The organism is Arthrobacter sp. Soil782 (assembly GCF_001428435.1).
GTDB classification, from domain to species: domain Bacteria; phylum Actinomycetota; class Actinomycetes; order Actinomycetales; family Micrococcaceae; genus Arthrobacter_D; species Arthrobacter_D parietis.
Genome location: NZ_LMSO01000007.1, coordinates 105,940 through 128,546 on the forward strand (window position 1 = coordinate 105,940; position 22,607 = coordinate 128,546).

Below are 22,607 nucleotides of genomic sequence, written 5' to 3' on the forward strand. Positions count from 1 at the left end.
CCGGGGCACAGTGCTACCGGATGAAAGCAGGTATCAGGACTCCAGAGTTGCATCCAGCGAGATGTCCTTGACGCCGGCGAGTGCCTGGGAGACAGGGCACCCCGTCTTCGCTTCGTTGGCAAGGCGCTGGAAATCCTCCTCGTTCAGATCCGGCACCGATGCCTTCAGGGTGAGCCGGATGGCGGTGATGCCAACGCCTGGCTGGAAATCCACCTCGGCCTTGGTCTCGACGCGGTCCGGAGTCTTTCCTTCTCCGCCAAGGGCATGGCTGAAGGCCATGGAGAAGCATGCCGAGTGTGCTGCGGCGATGAGTTCTTCGGGGCTGGTCTTTCCTTCAGCCTCCTCTGCCCGCGCCTTCCAGGTGACGTCGTAGGTCCCAAGTCCGGAGGTGTCCAGAGAAACCTGTCCTGATCCGCTGGGCAGGTCTCCACTCCAGACGGTATGTGCTGAGCGTACTGTAGCCATCAGTTCTCCTCTTAAATGATTGAATCACGTGCACCGGACGGGCGTCCGGGTGTCTTGCGCATCAGGTGATGCGGAAGCATTCTGCTGGTGCATTCTCAAAGGCAGAAGGCAGCGCACCCGGTCGTCGGAGCGCTGCCTTCTGCATCTGTGTGAACTACAGGCCGAGGTCGGCCTCGAAAGCGCCTTCCTCCAGGCGGGACTTCAAAGCCTGAAGGAACCTACCTGCGTCCGCGCCATCCACCAACCGGTGATCGTACGTGAGGGACAGGTACATCATGGAGCGGATCGCGATGGTGTCATCGCCATCTGCATCGGTGACCACTACGGGACGCTTCACGATTGCCCCGGTTCCCAGAATGCCGACCTGGGGCTGGTTGATGATCGGAGTGTCGAACAGGGCGCCGACCGAGCCGATGTTGGTGATCGTGAAGGTGCCGCCCGAAAGTTCGTCCGGTCCGATCTTGCCGCTGCGCGTACGCGCACCGACATCGGCGATCTTCTTGGCAAGGCCCGCCAAATTGAGGTTGCCGGCATCGTTGATTACCGGAACCAGCAGGCCCTTTTCGGTGTCCACCGCGATAGCAAGGTGCTCGGCGTCGTGGTAGGTGACTTCCTTGGCTTCCTCGTCGAAGGACGCGTTCAGCTTGGCGTGCTGCTTCAGGGCCTCTGTCACTGCCTTGGCAATGAACGGCAGGAAGGTCAGCTTCGCGCTGTTCTGCGCCTGGAAAGTTTCCTTCGCCTTCGCACGGAGCCGCGCGACGCGGGTCATATCAACTTCGATGACCTGCGTAAGCTGCGCTGAAACCTCCAGCGACTCCCGCATGCGCCGCGCAATCGTCTGGCGGATGCGCGGGGCCTTCTCCACGGTCCCGCGCAGCTTCGAAGCTGCAGGCGCGGATGCGGGTGCGGGGGCAGGAGCGGAAGGAGCAGCACTCGGAGCGTCCTGCTGTGAAGCCTTCGAGGATTCGGCCCCATCAAGCACGTCCTGCTTGCGGATGCGTCCACCCACGCCGGTACCCTTGATGGAGCTCAGGTCCACGCCATGCTGGTTGGCGAGTTTGCGGACCAGGGGAGTGACGTATACGGAATCTGAGCCTGTTGCTTCGTCGCTCGGTGACTTTGCGGGAGCCGGCGCTTCCTTTGCCTCAGTGGGCTCAGTGCTACCGGACGGTTCCGGCTGTGGTTCGGACTCCGGCCGGCCTGCCTCCGGTTCTGCAGTAGGCTCTTCGCGCTCAGCCGACGGCGCCGCAGCGACTGGTTCGGCGCTCTTCGGCTCCGCCTGTGCAGGAGCCGCGCCGGCAGATCCAATGACAGCCAGTACGGAGCCGACTTCTGCGGTCTCATCTTCGTTGACCCGGATCTCCTGCAGGGTGCCGGCGACGGGGGAAGGGATTTCCGTATCTACCTTGTCGGTGGACACCTCGAGAAGCGGCTCGTCCACCTCCACGTCATCGCCGACTGCTTTGAGCCAACGCGTTACTGTCCCCTCCGTCACACTTTCCCCGAGGGCCGGCAGAGTGACTTCGGTTCCCTGACCGCCGCCCGCGGCTTCCGTGGAGCCCTCGGCTTCCTTGGACTCCTGCGTGGGAGGGGTTTCTGCTTCTTCTTCGCTCTGTTCGACAGGCTGGTCCCCACCAGCATTTTCAGCTGCATCGCCCGAAGATGGCTCCACGCCTGAATCCCCACTGTCGGAACTGTCCGAGCCGCCTGAGCCGTCTCCGATCCTTACCAGCGGAGCGCCAACCTCGGCGGTCTCGTCTTCGGCGACCAGGATCTCCTCGATAACTCCGGCGATGGGGGAGGGGATCTCTGTGTCGACCTTGTCCGTTGATACCTCGAGCAACGGCTCATCGACTTCGACGCGGTCGCCGACCTGCTTGAGCCAACGGGTGACGGTACCCTCGGTAACGCTTTCGCCGAGGGCCGGTAAGTTCACGGATTCAGACATGGTGTCCGGTTCTCCTTGTTCGTTCTACCTTCGACCGCCGGTACCGGGAACAGCCGGTCGGTTTGAGGTTGCCAGTGATGCTTTATGTGGAGTGTGATGCAGCGGTGCAGCAGAGGGGCCGGAGCCGGTCAGCCGTGGAGCGGTTTGCCGGCGAGAGCAAGATGCGCTTCGCCCAGCGACTCGTTTTGCGTTGGGTGCGCGTGGACCAGTTGGGCCACATCTTCGGGGTAGGCTTCCCAATTCACGATGAGTTGGGCCTCGCCGATCTGCTCACCCATGCGGGTACCGATCATGTGGACGCCGACCACCGGGCCGTCCTTCTCACGCACCAGTTTGACGATTCCGCCAGTGCCCAGAATGGAGCTCTTTCCATTACCTGCGAGGTTGTACTCCTGGGTCTCGACCTTGTCATCACCGAGCTTCTCGCGGGCAGCCTTCTCGGTCAGCCCGACAGAGGCGATCTCGGGTTCCGAGTAGGTTACCTTGGGGATGTTGACGTCCTCGACGACGACCGGCTTGAGTCCGGCGATTTCCTCGGCCACAAAGATGCCCTGCTGGTACCCGCGGTGTGCAAGTTGAAGTCCGGGAACGATGTCGCCGACAGCGTAGATATTCCCAACGCCGGTATGCAGTCGTTCGTTGGTGATGACGAATCCACGATCGAGCGTGATCCCGGCTTCGTCATACCCGAGGCCGTCCGTAACGGGCCCACGGCCGACTGCGACCAGCATCAGGTCCGCCTCAAAGGTCTTGCCGTCGACGAGAGTCACCTTGACGCCGTCGTCGTTCTGCTCGACCTTGTCAAAGAAGGTGCCGGTGTTGAACTTGATGCCGCGCTTTTTGAAGGCACGTTCGAAGTTCTTGACGATGGAGGCATCCTCATTGGGAACCAGGGAGGGCAGTCCTTCGATGATCGTGACGTCGACGCCGAACGACTTCCACACGGAGGCGAACTCGCATCCGATCACGCCGCCGCCAAGAACGATTGCGCTGGAGGGAATCGTTTCCATGGTGAGGGCGTGATCAGAGGTGATGACCTTTCCGCCGATGTCGAGTCCGGGGAGGGACCGCGAATATGAGCCGGTCGCGAGAACGATGTTCTTGCCGGTGTACGTGGTGCCGTTGACCTCAACCGTGTTCTCACCGGTCAGCTTGCCTGCACCCTCGATCACGGTGATGCCCTTGGCTTTGATGAGTCCCTGGAGGCCCTTGAACTTGCCGGCGACGATGCCGTCCTTGTAGGCGTTCACGGCGCTCAGGTCGATCGACTCGAATGTTGCCTTGACGCCGTACTTCTCCGCGGAGCGTGCGCTGTCCGCGACCTCGGCTGAGTGCAGCAGCGCCTTGGTGGGAATACACCCGTTGTGGAGGCAGGTTCCTCCGAGCTTCCCCTTTTCGATGAGCCCTACAGTGAAGCCGAGCTGAACGGCGCGAAGAGCGGCGGCGTAGCCCCCGCTGCCTCCGCCCAATACCAGTATGTCGAACTCTTGCGCAGTTGCCGTATCGGCCACGTGGACGCTCCCTCGCGTAATCGGTGACGCACTTAGGTTCGCGCGTCGATTGAGTCTGGCGGAATGCTTGGTGTGATCTGGGTTCACCCTATCGCCAGATCACACCATCAGCCACTTGATGAAGGCTGTTGCACACCCTTGTGTGTCGAGTGTCACCTCGTGACGGACACGTTCAGGCTGAGTGCTTCTCGGCGCGCTCGATGACGTCTTCCACGTAGGCCAGGAGAGTTCGGACACCTACGCCGGTGGCACCTTTGGGGGTGTAGCCGTACGCGCCACCCTCGTTGAAGGCTGGGCCGGCAATATCCAGGTGTGCCCACGGAATCTTCTTCCCATCCATTTCTCCGACGAATTCACGGAGGAATACTGCAGCCGTCATCATGCCGCCGAACTTCTCTCCGATGTTCGCGATGTCGGCAACGGTGGAATCGAGGCTTGGACGCAGTTCCTCGGGCAGCGGCATGGGCCAGAACTGTTCGCCCACGCGATCTGCAGCTGCTTTCACGGCGTCCCTTACCCCGTCGTCGCCCATGACACCGGACACGCGCTTGCCAAGCGCAACCATCTGTGCACCGGTGAGCGTCGCGATGTCGATGATCGCGTCTGGATATTCCTGGCTCGCCGCAACCAGGGCGTCGGCCATGACCAGCCGGCCCTCGGCATCGGTATTAAGAACTTCCACAGTGCGCCCGCCGAATGTGGTCAGTACATCCGAGGGCCGCTGCGCTGTCCCTGAGGGCATATTCTCCGCGAGACAGAGCCAACCGCTGACGCTGACCGGAAGACCCAGCCGCGCAATCGCCGCAACGGCAGCAAGCACGACGGCGGCGCCTGCCATGTCGAGCTTCATCGTCTGCATCCCGGCGCCCGGCTTGAGGGACAAACCGCCGGAGTCGAAGGTAATGCCCTTGCCGACCAGTGCGAGGTTGATTTTTGACTTGGCGGGGGAGTACTCGAGCTTCACGAGCCTTGGCGGACGGGAAGATCCCTTCCCCACCCCAAGAATCCCGCCGTACCCGTCCTTCTCCAGTCTTTTTTCATCCAACACGGTTACTTTCACCGGTAGTCCCTTGACATGTTCCCGGGCGAATTGCGCGAACGATTCCGGGTAGAGGTGGCTCGGCGGCTGGTTGACAAGCGTGCGAGTCACATTGACTCCGCGTCCAAGTGTCTGTGCACGCTCAAGTGCCGCCTTCAGCGTCCGGTCCTGCGCGGCGGGAGTGAGTAACACGACTCGCGAGAGAACGGCGGCGGAGGGCCGCGGCGCCTTGCCGCCAACTGCCGAATAGTGCTCTGTGTAGGTGTAGCTTCCCAAGAGTATGCCCTCGGCCACCGCGGCGGCCTGTGCAACTGTGGCGGCGGGGAGGGCAACAGCCAGGCTCTCAACTCCGCCCAGCTGACGCGCAGCGGCTCCTGCTGCCCGGCGTAGCGTCTCCTCTGACAGCGGGGTCCCGGCGACGGTGCGTCCCGTACCGGAAAGAACGAGTACGTCTGCGCCGGTTTCAGGTAGGCCGGGGAATCGACGCACTTCGTCAGCGGCTCCGGTTACTCCCAGCGAGGGGAGACTGTCGGTGAGGGCGCGGGCAGATTTAGCCGAGAGCGGGTTTTCCAGAAGCACGGGACCATCCGGGCTTTGGCCGGTGCCGATCACCAGCACCTCGCACACGGATTTCTTGATGTCCCGGGAGACTGCGGTCAGGTGAATATCGCTGGTGTTGCTCACGAAGGTTCTTCCTCGCTTCCGATGGCTGGGCAGTGCTGCAGCGGGCGTGCGGGTCTGGTGACGCCCATGCTTTCCTATCGATCGTAGTCGCAGCCTGTGACATGCGTCCTACGGACAGGCCGCGGGGAATGAGGGGAGCGAGCTGGGGTGTTACACACACCGGGCATGCGATGGTGCATCAACTAGGGTTGACGCAACGACGCAGCGCTGGAGTGAACACTGAAAAAGCCGCCGGGATGACGCGCGCTACACTGCACGCAGTGTCTTGATACGAATTGAGGAGGATGAAATGTTGGAGCCGCAAAGCCTGTACAACATCAGCAGCTCGATTCGTCATGATCCTTCCCTTCGGGGGCTACCCCTTATTGCAGGTTTCACCGGATTCGTCGATGCGGGGCAGGTGGTTGCGCAGGTGCGCGATGAGCTGCTCGGAACGCTTGACCACGAAGTCCTGGCGGTGTTCGACGTTGACCAGCTCATCGATTACCGGAGCCGTCGGCCCCGAATCACGTTCGAACAGGATCATCTGCGGGATTACCAGCCGCCTGCCCTTGAGCTCCGGGTTCTCCAGGACGGTCTGGGCGAAAAATTCCTCTTCCTGAGCGGAATGGAACCGGACCTGCAGTGGGAAAGGTTCTGCTCCGCCGTCGCACAACTCGTTTCCCTGTTAGAAGTGCCGTTGGTTTCCTGGGTCCACTCGCTCCCGATGCCCGTCCCACACACGCGTCCGCTCGGTGTAACCGTTCACGGAAACCGGGGAGACCTGATCGAAGGGATGGGTTCCACCTGGAGGCCCACCGCGGAACTGCAGGCCTCCGTCGGGCACCTGCTGGAGTTGCGTCTCTCACAGTCCGGGCACGACGTCGTCGCATACGTGGTGCACGTTCCCCACTACTTGGCGGAAGCGGAGTATCCGCCCGCCGCAGTGACGGCGCTGGAGTACCTCGGCGCATCCATCGGCCGTGTTCTGCCTACTGACCGGCTGCGGGAAGCAGGCCGTGACGTGGAGCGGCAAATAGCGCGTCAAGTGGACAACTCGGCTGAGGTGCAGGGCGTCGTGTCATCGCTGGAGAAGCGCTACGACGAGCACTCCGACGGCTCGCGTCGGTCACTGCTCGTCAAGCAAAACATGGAGCTGGCCGATGCCGAGGAGCTGGGTTCCGCCGTGGAGGCCTTTCTCGCGGGACCGCACGCAGCCGACGAGCTCGCCGCTACCCTGAACGAGGACGCCCCCCAGAGTGACGCAGCGGGCGACGAAAGCGGCACGTCCGGCGGTACGGGCTCTGCACGTAATGGTGACGGGGCGACGGGGGACACCGAAGACGGAGGCAAACAGGCTGGGCGCTGATCCGGTTGCCGGAACGGACCGGCGCGCCTGGCTGGTATGGGGCGCCGGCGTACTGGCGTACCTCATCGCAGTTACGCAGCGCACGTCTTTCGGTGTTGCGGGAGTCGAGGCGACCGAGCGGTTCGATGCGACAGCGTCGGCTTTGGCTGTCTTCACTGTGGCGCAGCTCGTGGTCTACGCCGGACTGCAGATTCCGGTGGGCGTCCTGGTCGACAGATTTGGCCCGCGCGTCATGATTGTCAGCGGTGCGGTTCTGATGGCGCTGGGGCAGACCCAGCTTGCATTCGCCGAGTCCATCACGGCCGGAATAGTCGGCAGGCTGCTGGTAGGCGGCGGTGACGCCATGACTTTCGTCGCAGTTCTCAGGTTGCTTCCGGCATGGTTCGAGACCCGGAAGATCCCGGTGCTGACCCAGCTCACGGGCATTCTTGGGCAGCTCGGCCAGATTCTCAGCGTCATCCCGTTCCTGGCCATCCTGCACCTAGCCGGCTGGAGCACCGCTTTTCTGTCAGCGGCCAGTCTGGGAGTCCTGTCGGCCGTTCTGGCTCTTGCCTTGATCCGTGATCATCCGGAAGGGAACCGCCAGCGAAGCCGTGCCTCGCTGCGCCAGACCGGAGTTTCCCTAGCCGAGGCGTGGAAGCAACCCGGGACCCGCCTCGGCCTCTGGTGCCACTTCACCACGCAGTTCTCAGGCACGGTCTTCGTTCTGATGTGGGGCTACCCCTATCTGGTGAGTGCTGAGAAACTCGCCCCAGGGACGGCTTCAGTGCTGATGACCCTTTTTGTCGTAGTGGGCATGATCTGTGGACCGCTCCTGGGCGTGTATGTCGCTCGGCACCCGCTGCGGCGCTCGACCATGGTTCTTGCAATCACGGCGGCGACTGCGCTCGCGTGGTTGGTGGTGCTGTCCTATCCGGGGAAGGCGCCCGTCTGGCTGCTCGTGCTGCTGGTCGTGACGCTTGCTGTCGGCGGACCGGGGTCGATGATCGGTTTCGACTTCGCCCGCACCTTCAATCCGGCCTCCCGGCTCGGTACCGCGACCGGGATCGTCAACATTGGCGGATTCACGGCAGCGCTTCTCACCATGTTCGCCGTAGGCCTGATTCTGGACCTGCTCCTGGCGACCGGATTCTCCAACGGTGACTTGTATGCGCTCGAATCATTCAGGATTGCTTTTGCTGTGCAGTTTGTGGTTCTCGGAATCGGAACCGTTGCAGTCCTGGTGCTCCGGCGCCGGGTGCGTGCGCAGTTGGCTCGTCAATCGATCATTGTGCCGCCACTGCGGCAGGCAATTGCAAGGGAATTGCGACGGCGGCGCGTAGCACGCAGGTAGTACCATCAGGTAGCAACCGTTCCTCCACATGCAGCTGAATGATGCGCTTTACCCACATAGCGCCTTCGGCGGATCACAGACGGGTGCTTCGACGTCACAGTCGTATTCATGACAGCAAACGCACCCCGTCCCGAAGCCCCCATCAAGGTCAGCACGCCAGCCGATATTCTCAGCTACGTTCCCCACATCCTTGGTTTCCAGCCGAAGGAGAGTCTCGTCTTCCTTACGATGTCGGGCAAACGCGTGGGCGCCACCCTGCGCCTCGACCTTCCGCTGACAACCTCTGATCCGCTGGACTATGCATCTACGGTGCGGGACTACCTGGAATCTGACTCCTCGGCCGACGGAGTGCTGATGGCGGTGTACACCGACGCCGAGTGGGCGGAGCCCGGCTCCCCGCCGTACGCTCCGTTGATCCACTGCCTTGACCTGGTGCTCGATGCCGCAGGTCTGCCCCTCTTGGACGGATGGCTCGTCAGCTCCAGTCATTGGCGGGACTACTTCTGCGAGGATGCGTCCTGCTGTCCCTGGCCGGGCCACCCGCTTGCCCGGATCACCGAAAGTGTCCTCAACGCGGAACTGGTCTATCAGGGGAGCACCTACGCCGCTTCCCTGGCAGCAGCGGTCGGGACACCCGACCCCGGGCACAGCGAAGAAATCAATCAACTGGCAGCCTCCTACGTGGAACAGTGGTGTGGAAGGTGGGACAAGACAAGCCTTGGCCGTGATTCCCTCATCCTCTGGGACGCGTTTCTTTCACGCACGGCAGATCCGCCGGAACCGGCAGTTTCGCCGCAGGTTGTTGCTTTCCTTCTGGCCGGTCTGACTAGCGCGCCCCTGCGGGACAGCCTCATCGTGCTGGCAGCCGCGGGTTCCGACGCTGCACAGGAAGCCGCAGTCGCAGCCGGCGTGCTGCCGGCGGATCCGGAGGAGGAGCAACTTCCGTACGCCTGCGACGCCCTGATGACGGGCCTGCAGGCTCTGCGACCGACGGGAGGTCTTCCGCGACCCGCAGACCGGGAGGACAACGAGGATCCCTCAACACTCTTTCGGGATGTCTTCCTTGCCACGCTCAGCGTGCCGGACTGGGATCGCCTTGATGCAGCGCACACCCGCTTTCTCGGGTTGACCGCAGTGGCGAGCGGGGAGCCGCGGGCGGCTCTTCTCAGCATTCTGGGTTGGCTCGAATGGGCACGCGGCAGGGGGTCGCGTGCCCACTACTATCTGCAGGAGGCTTTGGACGAAGCTCCGGGATACACCCTCGCTGAACTCCTGATGACGCTGGTCGGAACCGGTTCCCTTGCACCGTGGGCTCGCCGGCGCGAGACCGCCTGGACCTCCGAATCCCGCAGCGCGGCCTGAACCGTACACGGAGTCGTTGAGGGATTCACCGGAAGCACCGGCTGTCGGTTCGGAATTTACGTGAGGTTCGCAAAGCGTGCGACAATGGAAACGAGACCCGGTTGGGTTCGTGTTTCAGATCGACGCGTTTCAGGCACTTCGGATGTTGGTATTCACACCACCACACGTCCGCAAGGGGAATAGCGCACTCGGCAGAGCTGTTGTACGTACGAACAGTTCCCGTTGATAGGTCTGATTTCAAACACGGACTTGACAGGGTCATAGTGGTGTTGCCCTCCTTGGCGGCGCCGCAAACCGCCGTATGAAAGGTTCTTGAGTGTCGGCCAAGAAGACAACAGCACCGGTGTTAACAGAACCCGGTACAACTGCAACCAAGCGCAAGACCGCCGCTGCTAAGCCGGCATCGAAGGCCGCTACTGCTCGTGGCGCCAAGACCGCGGCAGCCGAAGGCAGCGTAGACACGAAGGCCGCTGAGGGCAGCCCCGCAAAGGTTCCTGCAGAGCAGGAGACCGCGCCGGGTGCCGCAGAAGTCGAAGGTGCAGACACTGAGGCCGCGGAGCCGGAGGCGGCTGAAGCTTCGACTGGGAGCGGGTTTGTCTACTCGGATGCTGACGACGACGATGCACCGGCACAGCAGGTCGTTTCTGCAGGCGCTACTGCGGACCCGGTCAAGGACTACCTGAAGCAGATCGGCAAGGTCGCCCTTCTCAACGCCGAACAGGAAGTGGATCTCGCTCTGCGCATTGAGGCCGGCCTGTTCGCCGAGGAGAAGCTGGCGGCGAATGAGAACATCGATCCCAAGCTGCGTCGGGAACTTGAGTGGGTCATCCATGACGGGAAGCGCGCCAAGAACCATCTTCTCGAGGCAAACCTCCGCCTCGTGGTGTCGCTGGCCAAGCGCTACACCGGCCGCGGCATGCTCTTCCTGGACTTGATTCAGGAAGGCAACCTGGGTCTGATCCGTGCTGTAGAGAAGTTCGACTACACCAAGGGTTTCAAGTTCTCCACCTACGCAACGTGGTGGATCCGCCAGGCCATCACCCGTGCCATGGCGGACCAGGCCCGCACCATCCGTATTCCGGTACATATGGTCGAAGTCATCAACAAACTGGCCCGCGTCCAGCGGCAGATGCTGCAGGACCTCGGCCGGGAACCCACACCGGAAGAACTGGCACTTGAACTCGATATGACGCCTGAAAAGGTCGTCGAAGTTCAAAAGTACGGACGCGAGCCCATCTCCCTGCACACTCCGCTCGGCGAAGATGGTGATTCCGAGTTTGGCGACCTGATCGAGGACTCGGAAGCAGTCGTCCCCGCGGATGCGGTGAGTTTCACACTTCTTCAGGAGCAGCTTCACTCCGTCCTGGATACGTTGTCGGAGCGGGAAGCAGGTGTGGTCGCCATGCGGTTCGGTCTTACTGACGGCCAGCCGAAGACCCTCGATGAAATTGGCAAGGTGTACGGGGTCACCCGTGAGCGCATCCGCCAGATAGAGTCCAAGACCATGTCTAAGTTGCGGCACCCGTCACGTTCGCAGGTACTTCGGGACTACCTCGACTAGGAACGGCGGCAGCAGGCACATAAATAGGAAGAACCCCCTCCGCGGAGGGGGTTCTTCCTATTTATGTGCCATCCATTCAGGAGGCTCCAATTATGCTGCGCTTCGGCGGACGGCCTGTGCGCGGCTATGCCTCTACAGTGCTCTGCGCCTTTTCGGTCAGCCGGGCGGTTTCATCCTGCCACTCTGACGTCTGCGGCCGGAGAGTGCTCTCAACGGCGCGGGCGTGGTGCCCGCAGAAGAGAAGCTCACCACCGGAGGACTGAAGGACTGCGCGCACATAGGCCTGGGCCCCGCACCGGTCACAACGGTGCAAAGCGGTCAGCTCACGGGTTGCTGTAGCTGTTGTCATGGATGCCTCCTTAGTGGTTCCTGTAGTTCATATAACCACTATTCGTTGCCGTTTCTTCGCAAGCTGGGTGTGCTTTCGCTGAGCGCGTACGCTCGCGGGGAGGCATCCGGCAGGGACGAACCGCGCGCCCGAGGGCCCGGCATGCCTGCCATCCACAGCGGGGACAAGGGAATATGCTTGGGAGGGTGCGCCGCTCCCGGCTCGCCGACGCTCGCCGAGATAGACCGCAATCCCAAGGAGTTTCCAAGGAAGTGGCACCCCGCTCTGAATACACAGCCCGCCATCTTTCCGTCCTCGAGGGGCTTGAGGCGGTTCGCAAACGTCCCGGCATGTACATTGGCTCCACTGATTCCAGGGGGCTCATGCACTGCCTTTGGGAGATCATCGACAACTCGGTGGATGAAGCACTTGCGGGACACGGCCAGAGCATCAAGGTCATCCTCCATGCCGACGGTTCCGTTGAGGTGCATGACGATGGGCGCGGCATTCCGGTAGACGCCGAACCCAAGACCGGGCTGAGCGGCGTGGAAGTCGTCTTCACGAAACTGCACGCCGGCGGCAAGTTCGGCGGGGGCTCCTACACCGCGTCCGGTGGGCTCCACGGCGTCGGCGCCAGCGTGGTCAATGCGCTGTCCGCGCGCCTCGACGTCCAGGTTGACCGTGGGGGCAAGACGTACCAGATGTCCTTCCGGAGAGGTGAGCCCGGGCGGTTTGCCGATGAGCGCAAGCCGTTGCCTACAGCGGAGTTCTCCCCCTTCGTCGACAGCTCCCGCCTCGAGGTCGTCGGGAGCACGAAACGCGGAGTCACGGGAACGAGGATCCGGTACTGGGCGGACCGGCAGATTTTCACTCCTGATGCCAAGTTCTCCTACGAAGAGCTGCAGGCTCGTGCGCGGCAGACTTCATTCCTGGTACCGGGACTAAGCATTACGCTTCGCGATGAGCGTGCCTTACCCGGCACGGACGGGGTAGTCGAAGAAGTCTTCCATCACGACGGCGGAATTTCCGAGTTCGCTGAGTTCCTGGCGATTGACCACGCCGTCACTGATGTGTGGCGCCTGCATGGGTCCGGCCGTTTCAAGGAGTCCGTTCCCGTCCTCGATGATCAGGGGCACAGCCGGATCGCCGAGGTCGAGCGTGACTGCGAAGTGGATATCGCGCTGCGCTGGGGGATTGGCTATGACACCACGGTAAAAAGTTTCGTCAACATCATTGCTACGCCGAAGGGCGGAACCCACCAGTCGGGCTTCGAGCAAGCGCTTCTGAAAACCTTCCGGAAAGTGGTCGAGGCCAATGCACGCAAGCTCAAGGCGGGCAGCGACAAGCTGGAGAAAGACGACGTCTTTGCGGGTCTCACCGCGGTTCTGACCGTGCGGCTCGCGGAGCCGCAGTTCGAAGGCCAAACCAAGGAGATCCTCGGAACGTCCGCCGTCCGCGCCATCGTCGGCAAGGTGGTGGAAACGCAGATCCTTGCGAAACTGAATTCATCGGCCCGCGCAGACAAAGCGCAGTCTGCGCTGCTGTTGGAGAAGGTTGTCGCCGAGATGAAGTCCCGCGTATCGGCGCGCGTTCACAAGGAAACCCAGCGCCGAAAGAACGCGCTGGAGACATCATCCATGCCAACCAAGCTTGCAGACTGCCGCATTGACGATTCCGAGCGTTCCGAGCTATTCATCGTTGAGGGTGACAGCGCGCTGGGGACCGCGAAGCTGGCGAGGTCCTCCGACTACCAGGCGCTGCTGCCCATTCGGGGAAAGATCCTCAACGTGCAGAAGGCCTCGGTGGGTGACATGCTCTCCAACGCCGAGTGCGCCGCGCTGATTCAGGTTGTCGGCGCAGGGTCGGGCCGCAGCTTCTCTCTTGATGCGGCCCGCTATGGCAAGGTCATCCTGATGACGGACGCCGATGTCGACGGCGCGCATATCCGTACCCTGCTGCTCACGCTGTTCTTCCGGTACATGCGTCCGCTGGTTGATGCCGGGCGGGTCTTCGCGGCCGTTCCGCCGCTGCACCGGGTGGAAATACTCAACCCCGGCAGTAAAGCGAATGAAACCGTCTATACCTATTCCGACCAGGAGCTTCACCGGCTGCTCGCCGCCCTCGAACGGGAGGGCAGGCGCTACAAGGAACCCATTCAGCGGTACAAGGGACTGGGGGAAATGGATGCCGGGCAGTTGGCAGAAACCACCATGGATCCGCGCCATCGCACCCTGCGTCGAGTACGGATTCAGGAGGCCGAATCGGCTGAGCGGGTCTTCGACCTTCTCATGGGCAGTGACGTTGCACCGCGCAAGGACTTTATTGTGGCCGGCGCCGCGTCGCTGGATCGCGAACGCATCGACGCCTAATACAGGGTCATCGTCTACACAGCCAGCTTGCGCAGGAGCTGAAGCAGGGAGCCCTGGAAGCCCGGCGCGTCAGCCCAGGAAACCGGGCGCGATCAGCAGGGCGGTAGGCACGGTCAGCAGCAGCGCCGATGTGGCGAGGGCCGCGAAGGTCTGTGCGGGGGTGAGCGGCGCCTGCGGCTCGAGCAGGCGGCGCAGCCGGTGAACCGTTGAGAGCGAGGCATCATCCTGCTCGGGATCTTGCGTTGCTGCGGCATCGGCCAGTACATGATCCTGTGTCTCGCCCGAATGCCCGTGTGAAACAGACGGACCGTGCGAGCCCGTCGCCACAATGGCTATTGCTCCTACAAGGGTCTCCTGGTCCACTTCCTTGACGGCCTCGTCGTCCGCGAGCATCTCGATCAGCTCATTGACCGACCGCTGCGCCAGGCGCGACGTCGGCAGCCACGGGAGCGCTGAACGCCAGGCCGCAAAAGCCCAGAGCAGCAGGTGATGCCGCTGGCTCAGATGGGCACGCTCATGCACGAGAACGGCCCGCAGTTCATCTTCGGAGAGCAGCCCCATCAGGCCGTCGGAGAGGACCGTAACGGAGCGTGCGCCGCCGGGCAGGCAATAGGCAACCGGGGCCGGGTGCTTGATCACCAGCGTGGAGGGGTTGGTGCGTGAGGGTGAACTCAGCAGATTCAGCAGGTTGCGGTGCCGTCGTCGTTGGCCCTTGATCCGCGCATAGGTGATCAGCAGGGTGAACACGAGGTGCGCGGTCAGGAGGCTTGCGGCGCTGAGTGCGAAGACGTGGACGAGGCCGAGAGTGTCTGCCGGGCGGTTATTCACCAGGATGTCCCAGAGGCCGTGCAACGCTTCGAGCAGATTATCTCCCAGCGGTTCCAGTCCCCACACCAGCATGGCGCCGATCATTGAAAGACCTCCGGCGAGCGCAATTGCCTGCCACAGGATCATCGCGGTGAACGGCGAGCGTGAGGGCCACTGTGCGCGGGAAAGGGCGATCGGTGCGGGCCATGCCAGAATCACGGCCAGCGCCGCCAGGAAGTGGGAGACCCAGAACATGGCGGCTAGTTGCTGCCCAGGAGCCGCCGGAGTGTGCGGGCCTCGCTCTCAGAGACACTGCCGATGAAGCGGGCCAGTACAGCTTCGCGGTCGGGAGCGGTTACCAGTACCTCATGCATGAGCTCCGCCGTGTGGTCTTCGCGGCTGGTCACGGCGCGGTAGCGGTGAGGGCGGGTGTCGCGTTCACGCTCAACCAGGCCCTTCTTCTCGAGCCGGGACAGGACGGTCAACACCGTGGTGACCGCGAGTTCCTTGCCTTCCGCCGTACCTTCAGGAGCTAGCGCCAATGCATCACGAAGAGTGTTCGCGGTCATGGCCTCCTGGGTGCCCCACAGTAGGTCCATCACTGTGCGTTCGAGTTCACCGAGCGTGGCCATTCTTATTCCTTTGTTGATCCTGATCTGCGGCTGGACGGACTGATTGCGGTGCAATACCACTTCCAACCCGTCTTAATCTACAGCTTTTTCGCGCAAGGTTCTACGTCATGTAGAAGTGTGCGGGAAAGTTGTTCTACGATATGTAGAATATCTTTTCTACAGAGCGTAGAAGTCGCTCAAACATCGCCAGTGCTTGAGGAATTGAGGACCTGTGGAGGCACTTGAAATTGCACGGTGGCAGTTCGGTATCACCACCGTGTACCACTTTCTGATGGTGCCGCTGACGATAGGGCTTGGCCTCGTTGTCGCTGTCATGCAGACCCTCTGGTACCGGACGGGCAAGGACCATTACCTGCGGATGACGAAGTTCTGGGGGAAGCTCTTCCTCATCAACTTCATCATGGGGGTTGCAACTGGACTGGTGCAGGAGTTCCAGTTCGGGCTCGCGTGGAGCGAGTACAGCCGGTTCGTAGGCGATGTCTTCGGTGCGCCGCTTGCCATGGAAGCGCTGCTTGCGTTCTTCGTCGAATCGACCTTCCTGGGCCTGTGGATCTTCGGTTGGCAGCGGCTGCCGAAGGTGCTGCACCTTGGAGCGCTGTGGGCCGCAGTCGTGGCGTCGGTATTCTCTGCCTACTTCATCATCGTTGCGAACTCCTGGATGCAGCATCCCGTGGGCGTCGAGCTCGTGGACGGCCGTGCCCGCATGGTGGACGCCTGGGCAGTGTTCACGAACAACACCGCCCTCGTCGCCTTCACCCACACCATCTTCGGTGCCCTCGCTGTTGCGGGCGGCTTCCTGCTCGGTATTGCCTGGTACCACCTCTGGAAGCGGCGCCGTGACGGGCTGGACACGGTCGACGGCGACGGGAAGGTCGTCGTCGGAACTGACACTTTCGGTTCCCGCGGAGTGATTGACCACCAGGTGTGGCTGCGCTCAGCGCGGATCGGCGCCGTCGTCGCGTTGATTTCCTTCGCCGGAACCGCAGTGTCAGGTGATCTGCAGGCAAAGCTGATGTTTGAGCAGCAGCCCATGAAGATGGCGGCAGCGGAAGCCGCCTGCCACGATGGAACCGGCTTCTCGGTCCTCTCGGTCGGCAACCTGGGATCGCAGGACTGCGACGACATCGTTGCGGTTTTCGAGGTTCCGGGCCTGCTGTCCTTCCTTGCGAACGGTGACTTCACTACCGAAGTGAAAGGCGTGAACACGCTCCTGCCCGAGTACAAGGAGCAGTACGGACAGACCCTGCCGGACGATCCGATGTACGGCGAGCGCGCCGGCATGAGCATTGACTACCTGCCGGTCATGGAAGTCACCTATTGGGGCTTCCGCATCATGATCGGCTTCGGCGCACTCGCCGCCTTCGCTGCCCTGGTAGCCCTGTGGATTCTGCGGAAGGGGACGGTCCCTGAGTCCCGCTGGCTGATGCGGCTTGCGGTGTTCGGAATCCTCGCGCCTTTCGGGGCCAACTCCGCGGGCTGGATCTTCACGGAAATGGGCCGCCAGCCGTTTGTCGTGGCGCCCAACCCTGACCCCAGCGGCATCGACGGCGTCTTCATGTTCACGGCCGCCGCAGTGTCGCCGGGGGTATCGCTCGCCGAACTCGTCTTCTCGCTGGTCGCGCTCACTCTGGTCTATGCCGTCCTGCTGGTCGTCGAAGTGAAGCTGCTCTTCACCTACGTGCGTGGTGGGGTTGCCTCCGCCATGCCGGAGTTGGCTGCCAGGCACGATGACGACAGTTCCTCACGCGGAAAGGACGACGACGATGTGCTCTCCTTTGCCTACTGAGCCGATCTCCACTGCGCCGCGCGGAAAGGAACCACGCACATGACCGAGCTCCTGCCCACGATCTGGTTCATCCTGATCAGCGTGTTGTGGACCGGCTTTCTCTTCCTTGAGGGGTTCGACCTCGGCGTCGGAATGCTGATGAAGCTGTTCGCGCGAACCGACCGGGAACGGAGGGTCCTCCTCAACACGGTTGGGCCGGTCTGGGACGGCAACGAGGTCTGGCTCGTCACCGCGGTAGGTGCAACTCTCGCCGCCTTTCCGCTCTGGTATGCCTCGCTGCTTTCCACGCTCTACCTGCCCTTCATCCTGGTGCTCCTCGCACTCATTTTCCGGGCAGTCGCCTTCGAGTACCGCGGAAAGATGAACAGCGACCAGTGGCGCCGCCGCTGGGATTTGGCGATCTTCCTCGGCTCCTTCACCGCAGCGGCTGGAATCGGCGCCGCACTCGCCTTGACCACCTCCGGACTTCCGCTCAACGAGAACGGTGACCGGGTGGGCGGGCCATTCGTCTGGGTTACGTTTGACGCCTTCCTTGGCGCGGCCGCCGTCGTCCTCTTCTGCCTCGCCCACGCTCTGGCGTTCCTGGTGCTGAAGACCGACGGGCCCATCCGGGAACGAGCGAGAAAGCTCCTGATACGGCTGCTGCCGCTCGCCGTCGTGCCGTTGCTGCTTTGGGCAGCGACAGTGCACCTGGCCGGCGGAACCGTGTGGACCGGTCTTATCCTTGCCGTCGCCGTAGCTGCGGCGGCTGCATCCTGGTTTGCCGAGTGGTCCTCACATGATGGCTGGGGTTTCATCTGGCTGGGTGCCGCGCTGGCGGCTTCGCTGGCATGCATCTTCGGCTCGGCCTATCCGGTCGTGTTGCCGTCAACGCTCAGCGACGCCTTCAACCTCACGGTGGAGAACGCTTCGAGCTCGCCATACACCCTCGGATTGATGAGCATCGTCGCCGCTGTCGGGGTGCCCCTCGTGCTCGCCTACCAGGGCTGGACCTACTGGGTCTTCCGGAAGCGCGTCACCGAAAAGAGCATCCCCGACGCACACTCGGTGAGCCCCCTGTGATCGACCGGCTCCTGGCCCGCGGCCCCGCCGGCATGTCCGTTCCGGTTCGTCCCGTGTACCTCCTCGGTGTTCTTGCTGCGGTCAAGGCAGTGGGGCTGGTCTTGGTCGCGGAAGCGATCGCCCGCGGCGTCGCGGCTCTCGCCGGCGGTGCCCTGCCCTCGAGCGACCTGTTGGAGCTCGGGGTGGCGGGTGCAGTGCTGCGCGCAGGCGCTGCCTGGGCGCAGCAGGGAACCGCTCAGCGCCTGGCATACGGCGTGAAGGAGCGGCTGCGGCGTGAGGCGCTTGAGCGCGTGCTTTCCGACGGCGGAACCACGAGTGGGAAGCAGGGTACGGGCGCGCTCAGCGTGCTCCTCACCCGCGGGTTGGACGGCCTCGACAAGTACCACACGCAATACCTCCCCGCGCTTGTCACCTGCGCGGTGGTTCCTCTCCTGATCGGCGCGCGCATTCTGGCTGCGGATTGGGTGAGCGCCGCGGTGATCGTCCTGACCATCCCGCTGATCCCCGTCTTCATGGTGTTGATCGGTTGGCACACGCAGGACAGGACAGCTGAGGCGAGAGCGTCGCTCGATCGGCTCTCGGACCATCTGCTGGAACTCGCAAAAGGGCTGCCCGCCCTCGTTGGACTCGGCAGGGCAAGTGCCCAGACGCGGGCGCTGGAGGACATCGGCACCGGCTACTCCCGCCGGACCATGGAGACACTGCGCATCGCCTTCCTGTCATCCCTCGCGCTCGAACTGATCAGCACGATTTCAGTGGCGGTCGTGGCCGTGTTCGTGGGCGTGCGGCTGATCCACGGCGAGGTGGGGCTTGAAGTGGGCCTGCTCGCCCTGATCCTCGCGCCGGAGTGCTACCTGCCGCTGCGGGACCTGGGGGCCGCGCACCATGCGAGCGACGACGGGCTGGAGGCAGGACGGGCGGTGCGGCACATCATCGATGCGCCACGGACGTCCGCCGCCGTGCCGGTCGGCCGCCCGGAAAACGCCGACGACGGTGCGTCCGGCGCCGAAGGCCTCACCCTGCGCTTCGAAGGCTCAGAGGCACCGATCGTTGAGAATCTCACCTTCCGCCTGTCCCCGGGGATCACTGCGCTGAGGGGTCCCAGCGGTTCCGGCAAGTCAACGCTGATGGGGCTACTGGCAGGAGTTCCCCAGCCCGGCCTTCACATTGATGGCGCGGTCAGGCCGCTCAGCGGCCCGCTCGGTTGGGTGCCGCAGCATCCCGAGCCGCTGATGGACACCGTTCGTGAAGAACTTGCCTTCTACGCGGAGTCACCGCTGGAAGACCAGGCGCTTCTTGGGCTGCTTGCGGCAGTGGACGGAAGCCAGTTGCTGGAGAAGTCCACCGGAGAACTGAGCCCGGGCGAACTCCGGAGGGTTGCGCTGGCCAGGGCCCTGCTGCGCACCGGGCCCGCCGGGGGAACATTGCTGCTCGATGAACCCACCGCCCACGTGGATGAGAACAGCTCGGCGGTTATCCGCCGAACAGTACGAAACCTGCCGTCAACGGTAACTGTTGTGCTGATCGCCCATGATGAACAGACCGCACGCCTCGCCGACCGCACGGTCGACCTCGGGTCAGCCCGAAGCCTGGCTACAGCGCCGCACACCGCGCACACCCAGAATCGAACGGGCGGAAATAACCCCGACCTGCGCGAAACCTCGCCATCTGCGCCTGCTCGATCCGGGTTGGCCGAGCCCATGATGGGCCACGGGACCGTTCGGACAGCCCTGCGAGCGCTCGCACTGGTGCGCCCATGGTCCCCCCGGTTCCTCGCAGCACTCGCTTTCGGTACGGGCTCGTCTGTTTTCGCCGTGGCCCTCACAGCACTGTCCGGCTGGCTGATCGTCCGAGCGTCCGAACAGCCGCCCATCCTCTACCTTCTCGCAGCCATCGTGGGGGTTCGGTTCTTCGGTATCGGACGCTCCCTCTTGCGCTATTGCGAACGGCTGTGGTTGCACGAGAGTATCCTGCAGACCGCTGACGCTGTCCGCCTGCGGCTGTGGCATGCGTTGCTCGGCCGTGCGGAATCCTGGCGCTCGTTATCACGCGGATCGGGTGGCATCGAACGGCTCGTGGGCGATATTGACGAACTGAGGGACACCGCCGCGCGGGCGGTCTTCCCGCCGCTGACGGCGGTCCTGACCGGTCTGGCAGCCATTTGTACGACGGCGCTGCTGCTGCCGGACGCGATTCTCTGGCAGATCTTCGCCGTCGTTACCTGTCTACTGGCCGCCCCCGCCACCGCATTGCTGGCGGAACGGTCAGCGGGAGCAGCGGGCATCAGGCTGCGTGCGGCTTCCCTTGCCCAGACCACGGGTCTTCTGCGGGCATCACGAGATGTTGCGGTCAACGGGCTCACTGCAGGCGCTCTGAACCGCCTCGCTCGGCTGGAATCCCGTGCCGCCCGCGGCCTGCGCCGCAGCTCCTGGGCCGCCGGCATCGGGCAGGCACTCGTCGTCTTCGCGTGCGCCCTGGCCGCTGTCGCCGTCCTGGCAGGCTCGGCCGGGCAGAGCGCGGAAGTAGTGGCCGTCGTCGTACTCATGCAGCTTGCGCTCATTGAGCCGCTCGCGGCCGGGGTTACGGCCGTGCAGCAGTGGGCGCCACTGGGAGCCGTGACGCGCAGGCTCGACGCTCACCTAGTGCCCGCGGGCACCCCCGCCGGCCCGGTGCTCCGGAGAAATTTTCCAGAGCCTGCGCTCGGCGAGGACGCGCCGGTGCTCGCGCTGGTGGACGCCGCTGTGGGGTACGAGCCCGGTGCTCCGGTGGTCGAGGGCGTCACGCTCTCAGTTCGGAGCGGATCCTGGACCGCACTCACGGGTCCCTCGGGCAGCGGCAAATCGACCCTCATCGGCGCACTGCTCGGGTTCCTGCCGGTCAGCAGCGGCAGGTACCTGGCAGGGGCCGCGGCGGACGGCGGAATGCTGCCCGCCGCCTGGTGCCCGCAGGAAGGCCACCTGTTTGACTCCTCGGTGCGGGCCAACCTCCTGCTTGCCCGTTCCCCGCAGGAACACGCTGATGATGATGAGCTGTGGCGGGTTCTCGAAGCCGTAGGGCTGGCCGATACCTTACGGGGGCGCACGGACGGGCTGGACACCAAAATCGGCCCGGGCGGGAACAGGTTCTCCGGCGGCGAGCGGCAGCGCCTCGCGGTTGCCCGTGCGCTGTTGACCAGAGCGTCGGTGCTGATCCTCGACGAGCCCACTGCCCACCTCGACGCCGACGGCGCTTCCCGCCTCCTGCGTGACCTGCGGAGCGGGCTGGGGGATCGGCCGGTGCTCCTCGTCACCCACGACAGCGCCGAAGCGCTCCGCTGTGACACCGGCGTCGAACTGGCTGCCGGCAGCGAGGGCAATCACTTAAGCTGGGAGCATGCCTACGCCTGAGCTCATTCCAACCCACCAGCAGCTGAGCTGGCGGGCAATAACAGCCATAGACCTTGAGGACTGGGAGTCGCTGCTTCGCCGGATGGCGGTCGCTGACAAGCCGGACTGGATCGAACAGCGCGCTGACCTGGAGGAAGTCCTCAAAGCTTCCAAGAATGATCCCGTGCTGGACACCGTCATGGGTTTCGATGATGGCGGTACACCGCGCGCCTTCGGGCGGATCAGTGCAAATCCGGGTTCGCAGCTGGTACACGTTTTTGGGGGAGTCGATCCGGAATGGCGACGGCGGGGGATCGGCCGGGCGATTCACGGCTGGCAGGTCGAGCGTGCGGGTAAGAGACTGGCGGAAGCAGGGGTGGAAGGAGGCTTCATCCGTTCCTACGTGGAGGAGCTCAATCCGGGGCATCGCGCGCTCATGGAGTCGGCCGGCGGCACCATCACCCGGTGGTTCACGGAAATGACCCGCGATCTCTCGGCGGACATCCCGGAGGTCGATCTCGACCCGGAATTCGAGATCGTAGCGTTCAGCGACGACCTCTCCGAAGCCATCCGCCTGGCGCATAACGAGGCTTTCCAGGATCACTGGGGGAGTGAGCCTCGGGATGAGGAGAGCTGGCGGTTCACCGTCACCCACCCGGAGTTTCGGGCGGAGTGGAGCCTTGCCGTCATCGACAACTCCTCCGGTGAGGTGGCCGCGTACGAGATCGCGAGCTATGACCCCGAGTCCAGGGAACTGGTCGGCCACGATGAGGGCTACACCGAGCTGCTGGGCGTGAGACGCGACTGGCGTGGGCGTCGTCTCGCACCTGCGCTCCTGGCCGAAGCCATGCGCCGTTTCAAGGCAGACGGCATGGAGAACGCCGGCCTGGGCGTGGACACCGAGAACCCCTCCGGCGCCCTCGGCCTGTATGAGCGCATGGGGTACACCCCAACGCGCCGGTCGATGGTCTTCGAGAAGCAGCTCGCGCAGCCGGAGTAGTACCGGC

16 protein-coding genes are annotated in these 22,607 nt (G+C 63.5%); 9 read left to right on the top strand and 7 right to left on the bottom strand.

What is annotated here, in order from left to right; translation table 11 throughout:
* Nucleotides 1-33: 33 nt before the first annotated feature.
* The 4 genes from ASH00_RS08070 to ASH00_RS08085 all read right to left on the bottom strand — a co-directional run bounded on the left by ASH00_RS08070 (nt 34) and on the right by ASH00_RS08085 (nt 5,647).
* Nucleotides 34-465 carry an OsmC family protein gene (locus tag ASH00_RS08070; RefSeq protein ID WP_056547199.1) on the bottom strand — a complete coding sequence of 144 codons (432 nt, stop codon included), beginning with the start codon at nt 463-465 and terminating at the stop codon, nt 34-36.
* 154 nt (nt 466-619) lie between these two features.
* Nucleotides 620-2,413, bottom strand: coding sequence for a 2-oxoglutarate dehydrogenase, E2 component, dihydrolipoamide succinyltransferase (gene sucB, locus ASH00_RS08075; protein WP_056547202.1), 1,794 nt, complete (start codon nt 2,411-2,413; stop codon nt 620-622).
* 128 nt (nt 2,414-2,541) lie between these two features.
* Nucleotides 2,542-3,924: a dihydrolipoyl dehydrogenase gene (gene lpdA, locus ASH00_RS08080; protein ID WP_056547205.1), complete on the bottom strand. Its 1,383-nt coding sequence runs from the start codon at nt 3,922-3,924 to the stop codon at nt 2,542-2,544.
* 172 nt (nt 3,925-4,096) lie between these two features.
* Nucleotides 4,097-5,647, bottom strand: a complete 1,551-nt coding sequence (locus ASH00_RS08085; protein WP_056547209.1) for a leucyl aminopeptidase — start codon at nt 5,645-5,647, stop codon at nt 4,097-4,099.
* Between the two features lie 289 nt (nt 5,648-5,936).
* Here ASH00_RS08085 and ASH00_RS08090 point away from each other — a divergent pair, with 289 nt between their 5' ends.
* From ASH00_RS08090 to ASH00_RS08105, 4 genes are all read left to right on the top strand, one after another.
* A complete protein-coding gene (locus ASH00_RS08090; protein ID WP_082565993.1) occupies nt 5,937-6,995 on the top strand; it encodes a proteasome assembly chaperone family protein in 1,059 nt (352 codons plus the stop codon).
* Nucleotides 6,886-8,328, top strand: coding sequence for an MFS transporter (locus tag ASH00_RS08095; RefSeq protein ID WP_235563231.1), 1,443 nt, complete (start codon nt 6,886-6,888; stop codon nt 8,326-8,328). Before ASH00_RS08090 ends, ASH00_RS08095 begins: the two co-directional genes overlap by 110 nt.
* Before the next feature lie 108 nt (nt 8,329-8,436).
* On the top strand, nt 8,437-9,690 hold the full coding sequence (locus ASH00_RS08100) for a DUF4192 domain-containing protein (RefSeq protein WP_056547212.1): 1,254 nt from the start codon (nt 8,437-8,439) through the stop codon (nt 9,688-9,690).
* A 343-nt stretch (nt 9,691-10,033) separates the two neighbouring features.
* Nucleotides 10,034-11,251: an RNA polymerase sigma factor gene (locus tag ASH00_RS08105; protein ID WP_235563232.1), complete on the top strand. Its 1,218-nt coding sequence runs from the start codon at nt 10,034-10,036 to the stop codon at nt 11,249-11,251.
* A 124-nt stretch (nt 11,252-11,375) separates the two neighbouring features.
* Here ASH00_RS08105 and ASH00_RS08110 read toward each other — a convergent pair whose 3' ends face one another.
* Nucleotides 11,376-11,600, bottom strand: a complete 225-nt coding sequence (locus ASH00_RS08110; protein ID WP_056547219.1) for a DUF7455 domain-containing protein — start codon at nt 11,598-11,600, stop codon at nt 11,376-11,378.
* Nucleotides 11,601-11,851: 251 nt separating this feature from the next.
* Here ASH00_RS08110 and ASH00_RS08115 point away from each other — a divergent pair, with 251 nt between their 5' ends.
* Complete coding sequence (locus ASH00_RS08115; RefSeq protein WP_056547222.1) at nt 11,852-13,948, top strand: DNA gyrase/topoisomerase IV subunit B; 2,097 nt, start codon at nt 11,852-11,854, stop codon at nt 13,946-13,948.
* 69 nt (nt 13,949-14,017) lie between these two features.
* Here the strand turns inward: ASH00_RS08115 and ASH00_RS08120 are convergent, their stop codons facing one another.
* The gene (locus ASH00_RS08120; RefSeq protein ID WP_056547225.1) at nt 14,018-15,010 is read right to left on the bottom strand and encodes a M56 family metallopeptidase; all 993 of its coding nucleotides are present in this window, start codon (nt 15,008-15,010) and stop codon (nt 14,018-14,020) included.
* 5 nt (nt 15,011-15,015) lie between these two features.
* Entirely contained in the window at nt 15,016-15,387 is a 372-nt protein-coding gene (locus ASH00_RS08125; protein ID WP_056547226.1) for a BlaI/MecI/CopY family transcriptional regulator, read from the bottom strand.
* Between the two features lie 211 nt (nt 15,388-15,598).
* Here ASH00_RS08125 and ASH00_RS08130 point away from each other — a divergent pair, with 211 nt between their 5' ends.
* Genes ASH00_RS08130 through ASH00_RS08145 form a run of 4 tightly spaced genes read left to right on the top strand, consistent with a single transcriptional unit; the run spans nt 15,599 to nt 22,600 of the window.
* Nucleotides 15,599-17,173, top strand: coding sequence for a cytochrome ubiquinol oxidase subunit I (locus ASH00_RS08130; RefSeq protein ID WP_056547229.1), 1,575 nt, complete (start codon nt 15,599-15,601; stop codon nt 17,171-17,173).
* Nucleotides 17,174-17,212: 39 nt separating this feature from the next.
* Nucleotides 17,213-18,235, top strand: a complete 1,023-nt coding sequence (gene cydB, locus ASH00_RS08135; RefSeq protein ID WP_056547231.1) for a cytochrome d ubiquinol oxidase subunit II — start codon at nt 17,213-17,215, stop codon at nt 18,233-18,235.
* Complete coding sequence (cydD, locus tag ASH00_RS08140) at nt 18,232-21,621, top strand: thiol reductant ABC exporter subunit CydD (RefSeq protein ID WP_056547234.1); 3,390 nt, start codon at nt 18,232-18,234, stop codon at nt 21,619-21,621. The genes cydB and cydD overlap by 4 nt, the downstream gene beginning before the upstream one ends.
* The gene (locus ASH00_RS08145; protein ID WP_056547237.1) at nt 21,608-22,600 is read left to right on the top strand and encodes a GNAT family N-acetyltransferase; all 993 of its coding nucleotides are present in this window, start codon (nt 21,608-21,610) and stop codon (nt 22,598-22,600) included. The genes cydD and ASH00_RS08145 overlap by 14 nt, the downstream gene beginning before the upstream one ends.
* Nucleotides 22,601-22,607: the final 7 nt, after the last annotated feature.

Excerpts from the sequence above, each read along its gene's own strand:
- ASH00_RS08145 (WP_056547237.1), top strand. The coding sequence starts at position 21,608 with ATGCCTACGCCTGAGCTCATTCCAACCCACCAGCAGCTGAGCTGGCGG.
- ASH00_RS08125 (WP_056547226.1), bottom strand. The coding sequence starts at position 15,387 with ATGGCCACGCTCGGTGAACTCGAACGCACAGTGATGGACCTACTGTGG.
- ASH00_RS08090 (WP_082565993.1), top strand. The coding sequence starts at position 5,937 with ATGTTGGAGCCGCAAAGCCTGTACAACATCAGCAGCTCGATTCGTCAT.
- ASH00_RS08070 (WP_056547199.1), bottom strand. The coding sequence starts at position 465 with ATGGCTACAGTACGCTCAGCACATACCGTCTGGAGTGGAGACCTGCCC.
- cydB (WP_056547231.1), top strand. The coding sequence starts at position 17,213 with ATGACCGAGCTCCTGCCCACGATCTGGTTCATCCTGATCAGCGTGTTG.
- ASH00_RS08100 (WP_056547212.1), top strand. The coding sequence starts at position 8,437 with ATGACAGCAAACGCACCCCGTCCCGAAGCCCCCATCAAGGTCAGCACG.
- sucB (WP_056547202.1), bottom strand. The coding sequence starts at position 2,413 with ATGTCTGAATCCGTGAACTTACCGGCCCTCGGCGAAAGCGTTACCGAG.
- ASH00_RS08120 (WP_056547225.1), bottom strand. The coding sequence starts at position 15,010 with ATGTTCTGGGTCTCCCACTTCCTGGCGGCGCTGGCCGTGATTCTGGCA.
- ASH00_RS08110 (WP_056547219.1), bottom strand. The coding sequence starts at position 11,600 with ATGACAACAGCTACAGCAACCCGTGAGCTGACCGCTTTGCACCGTTGT.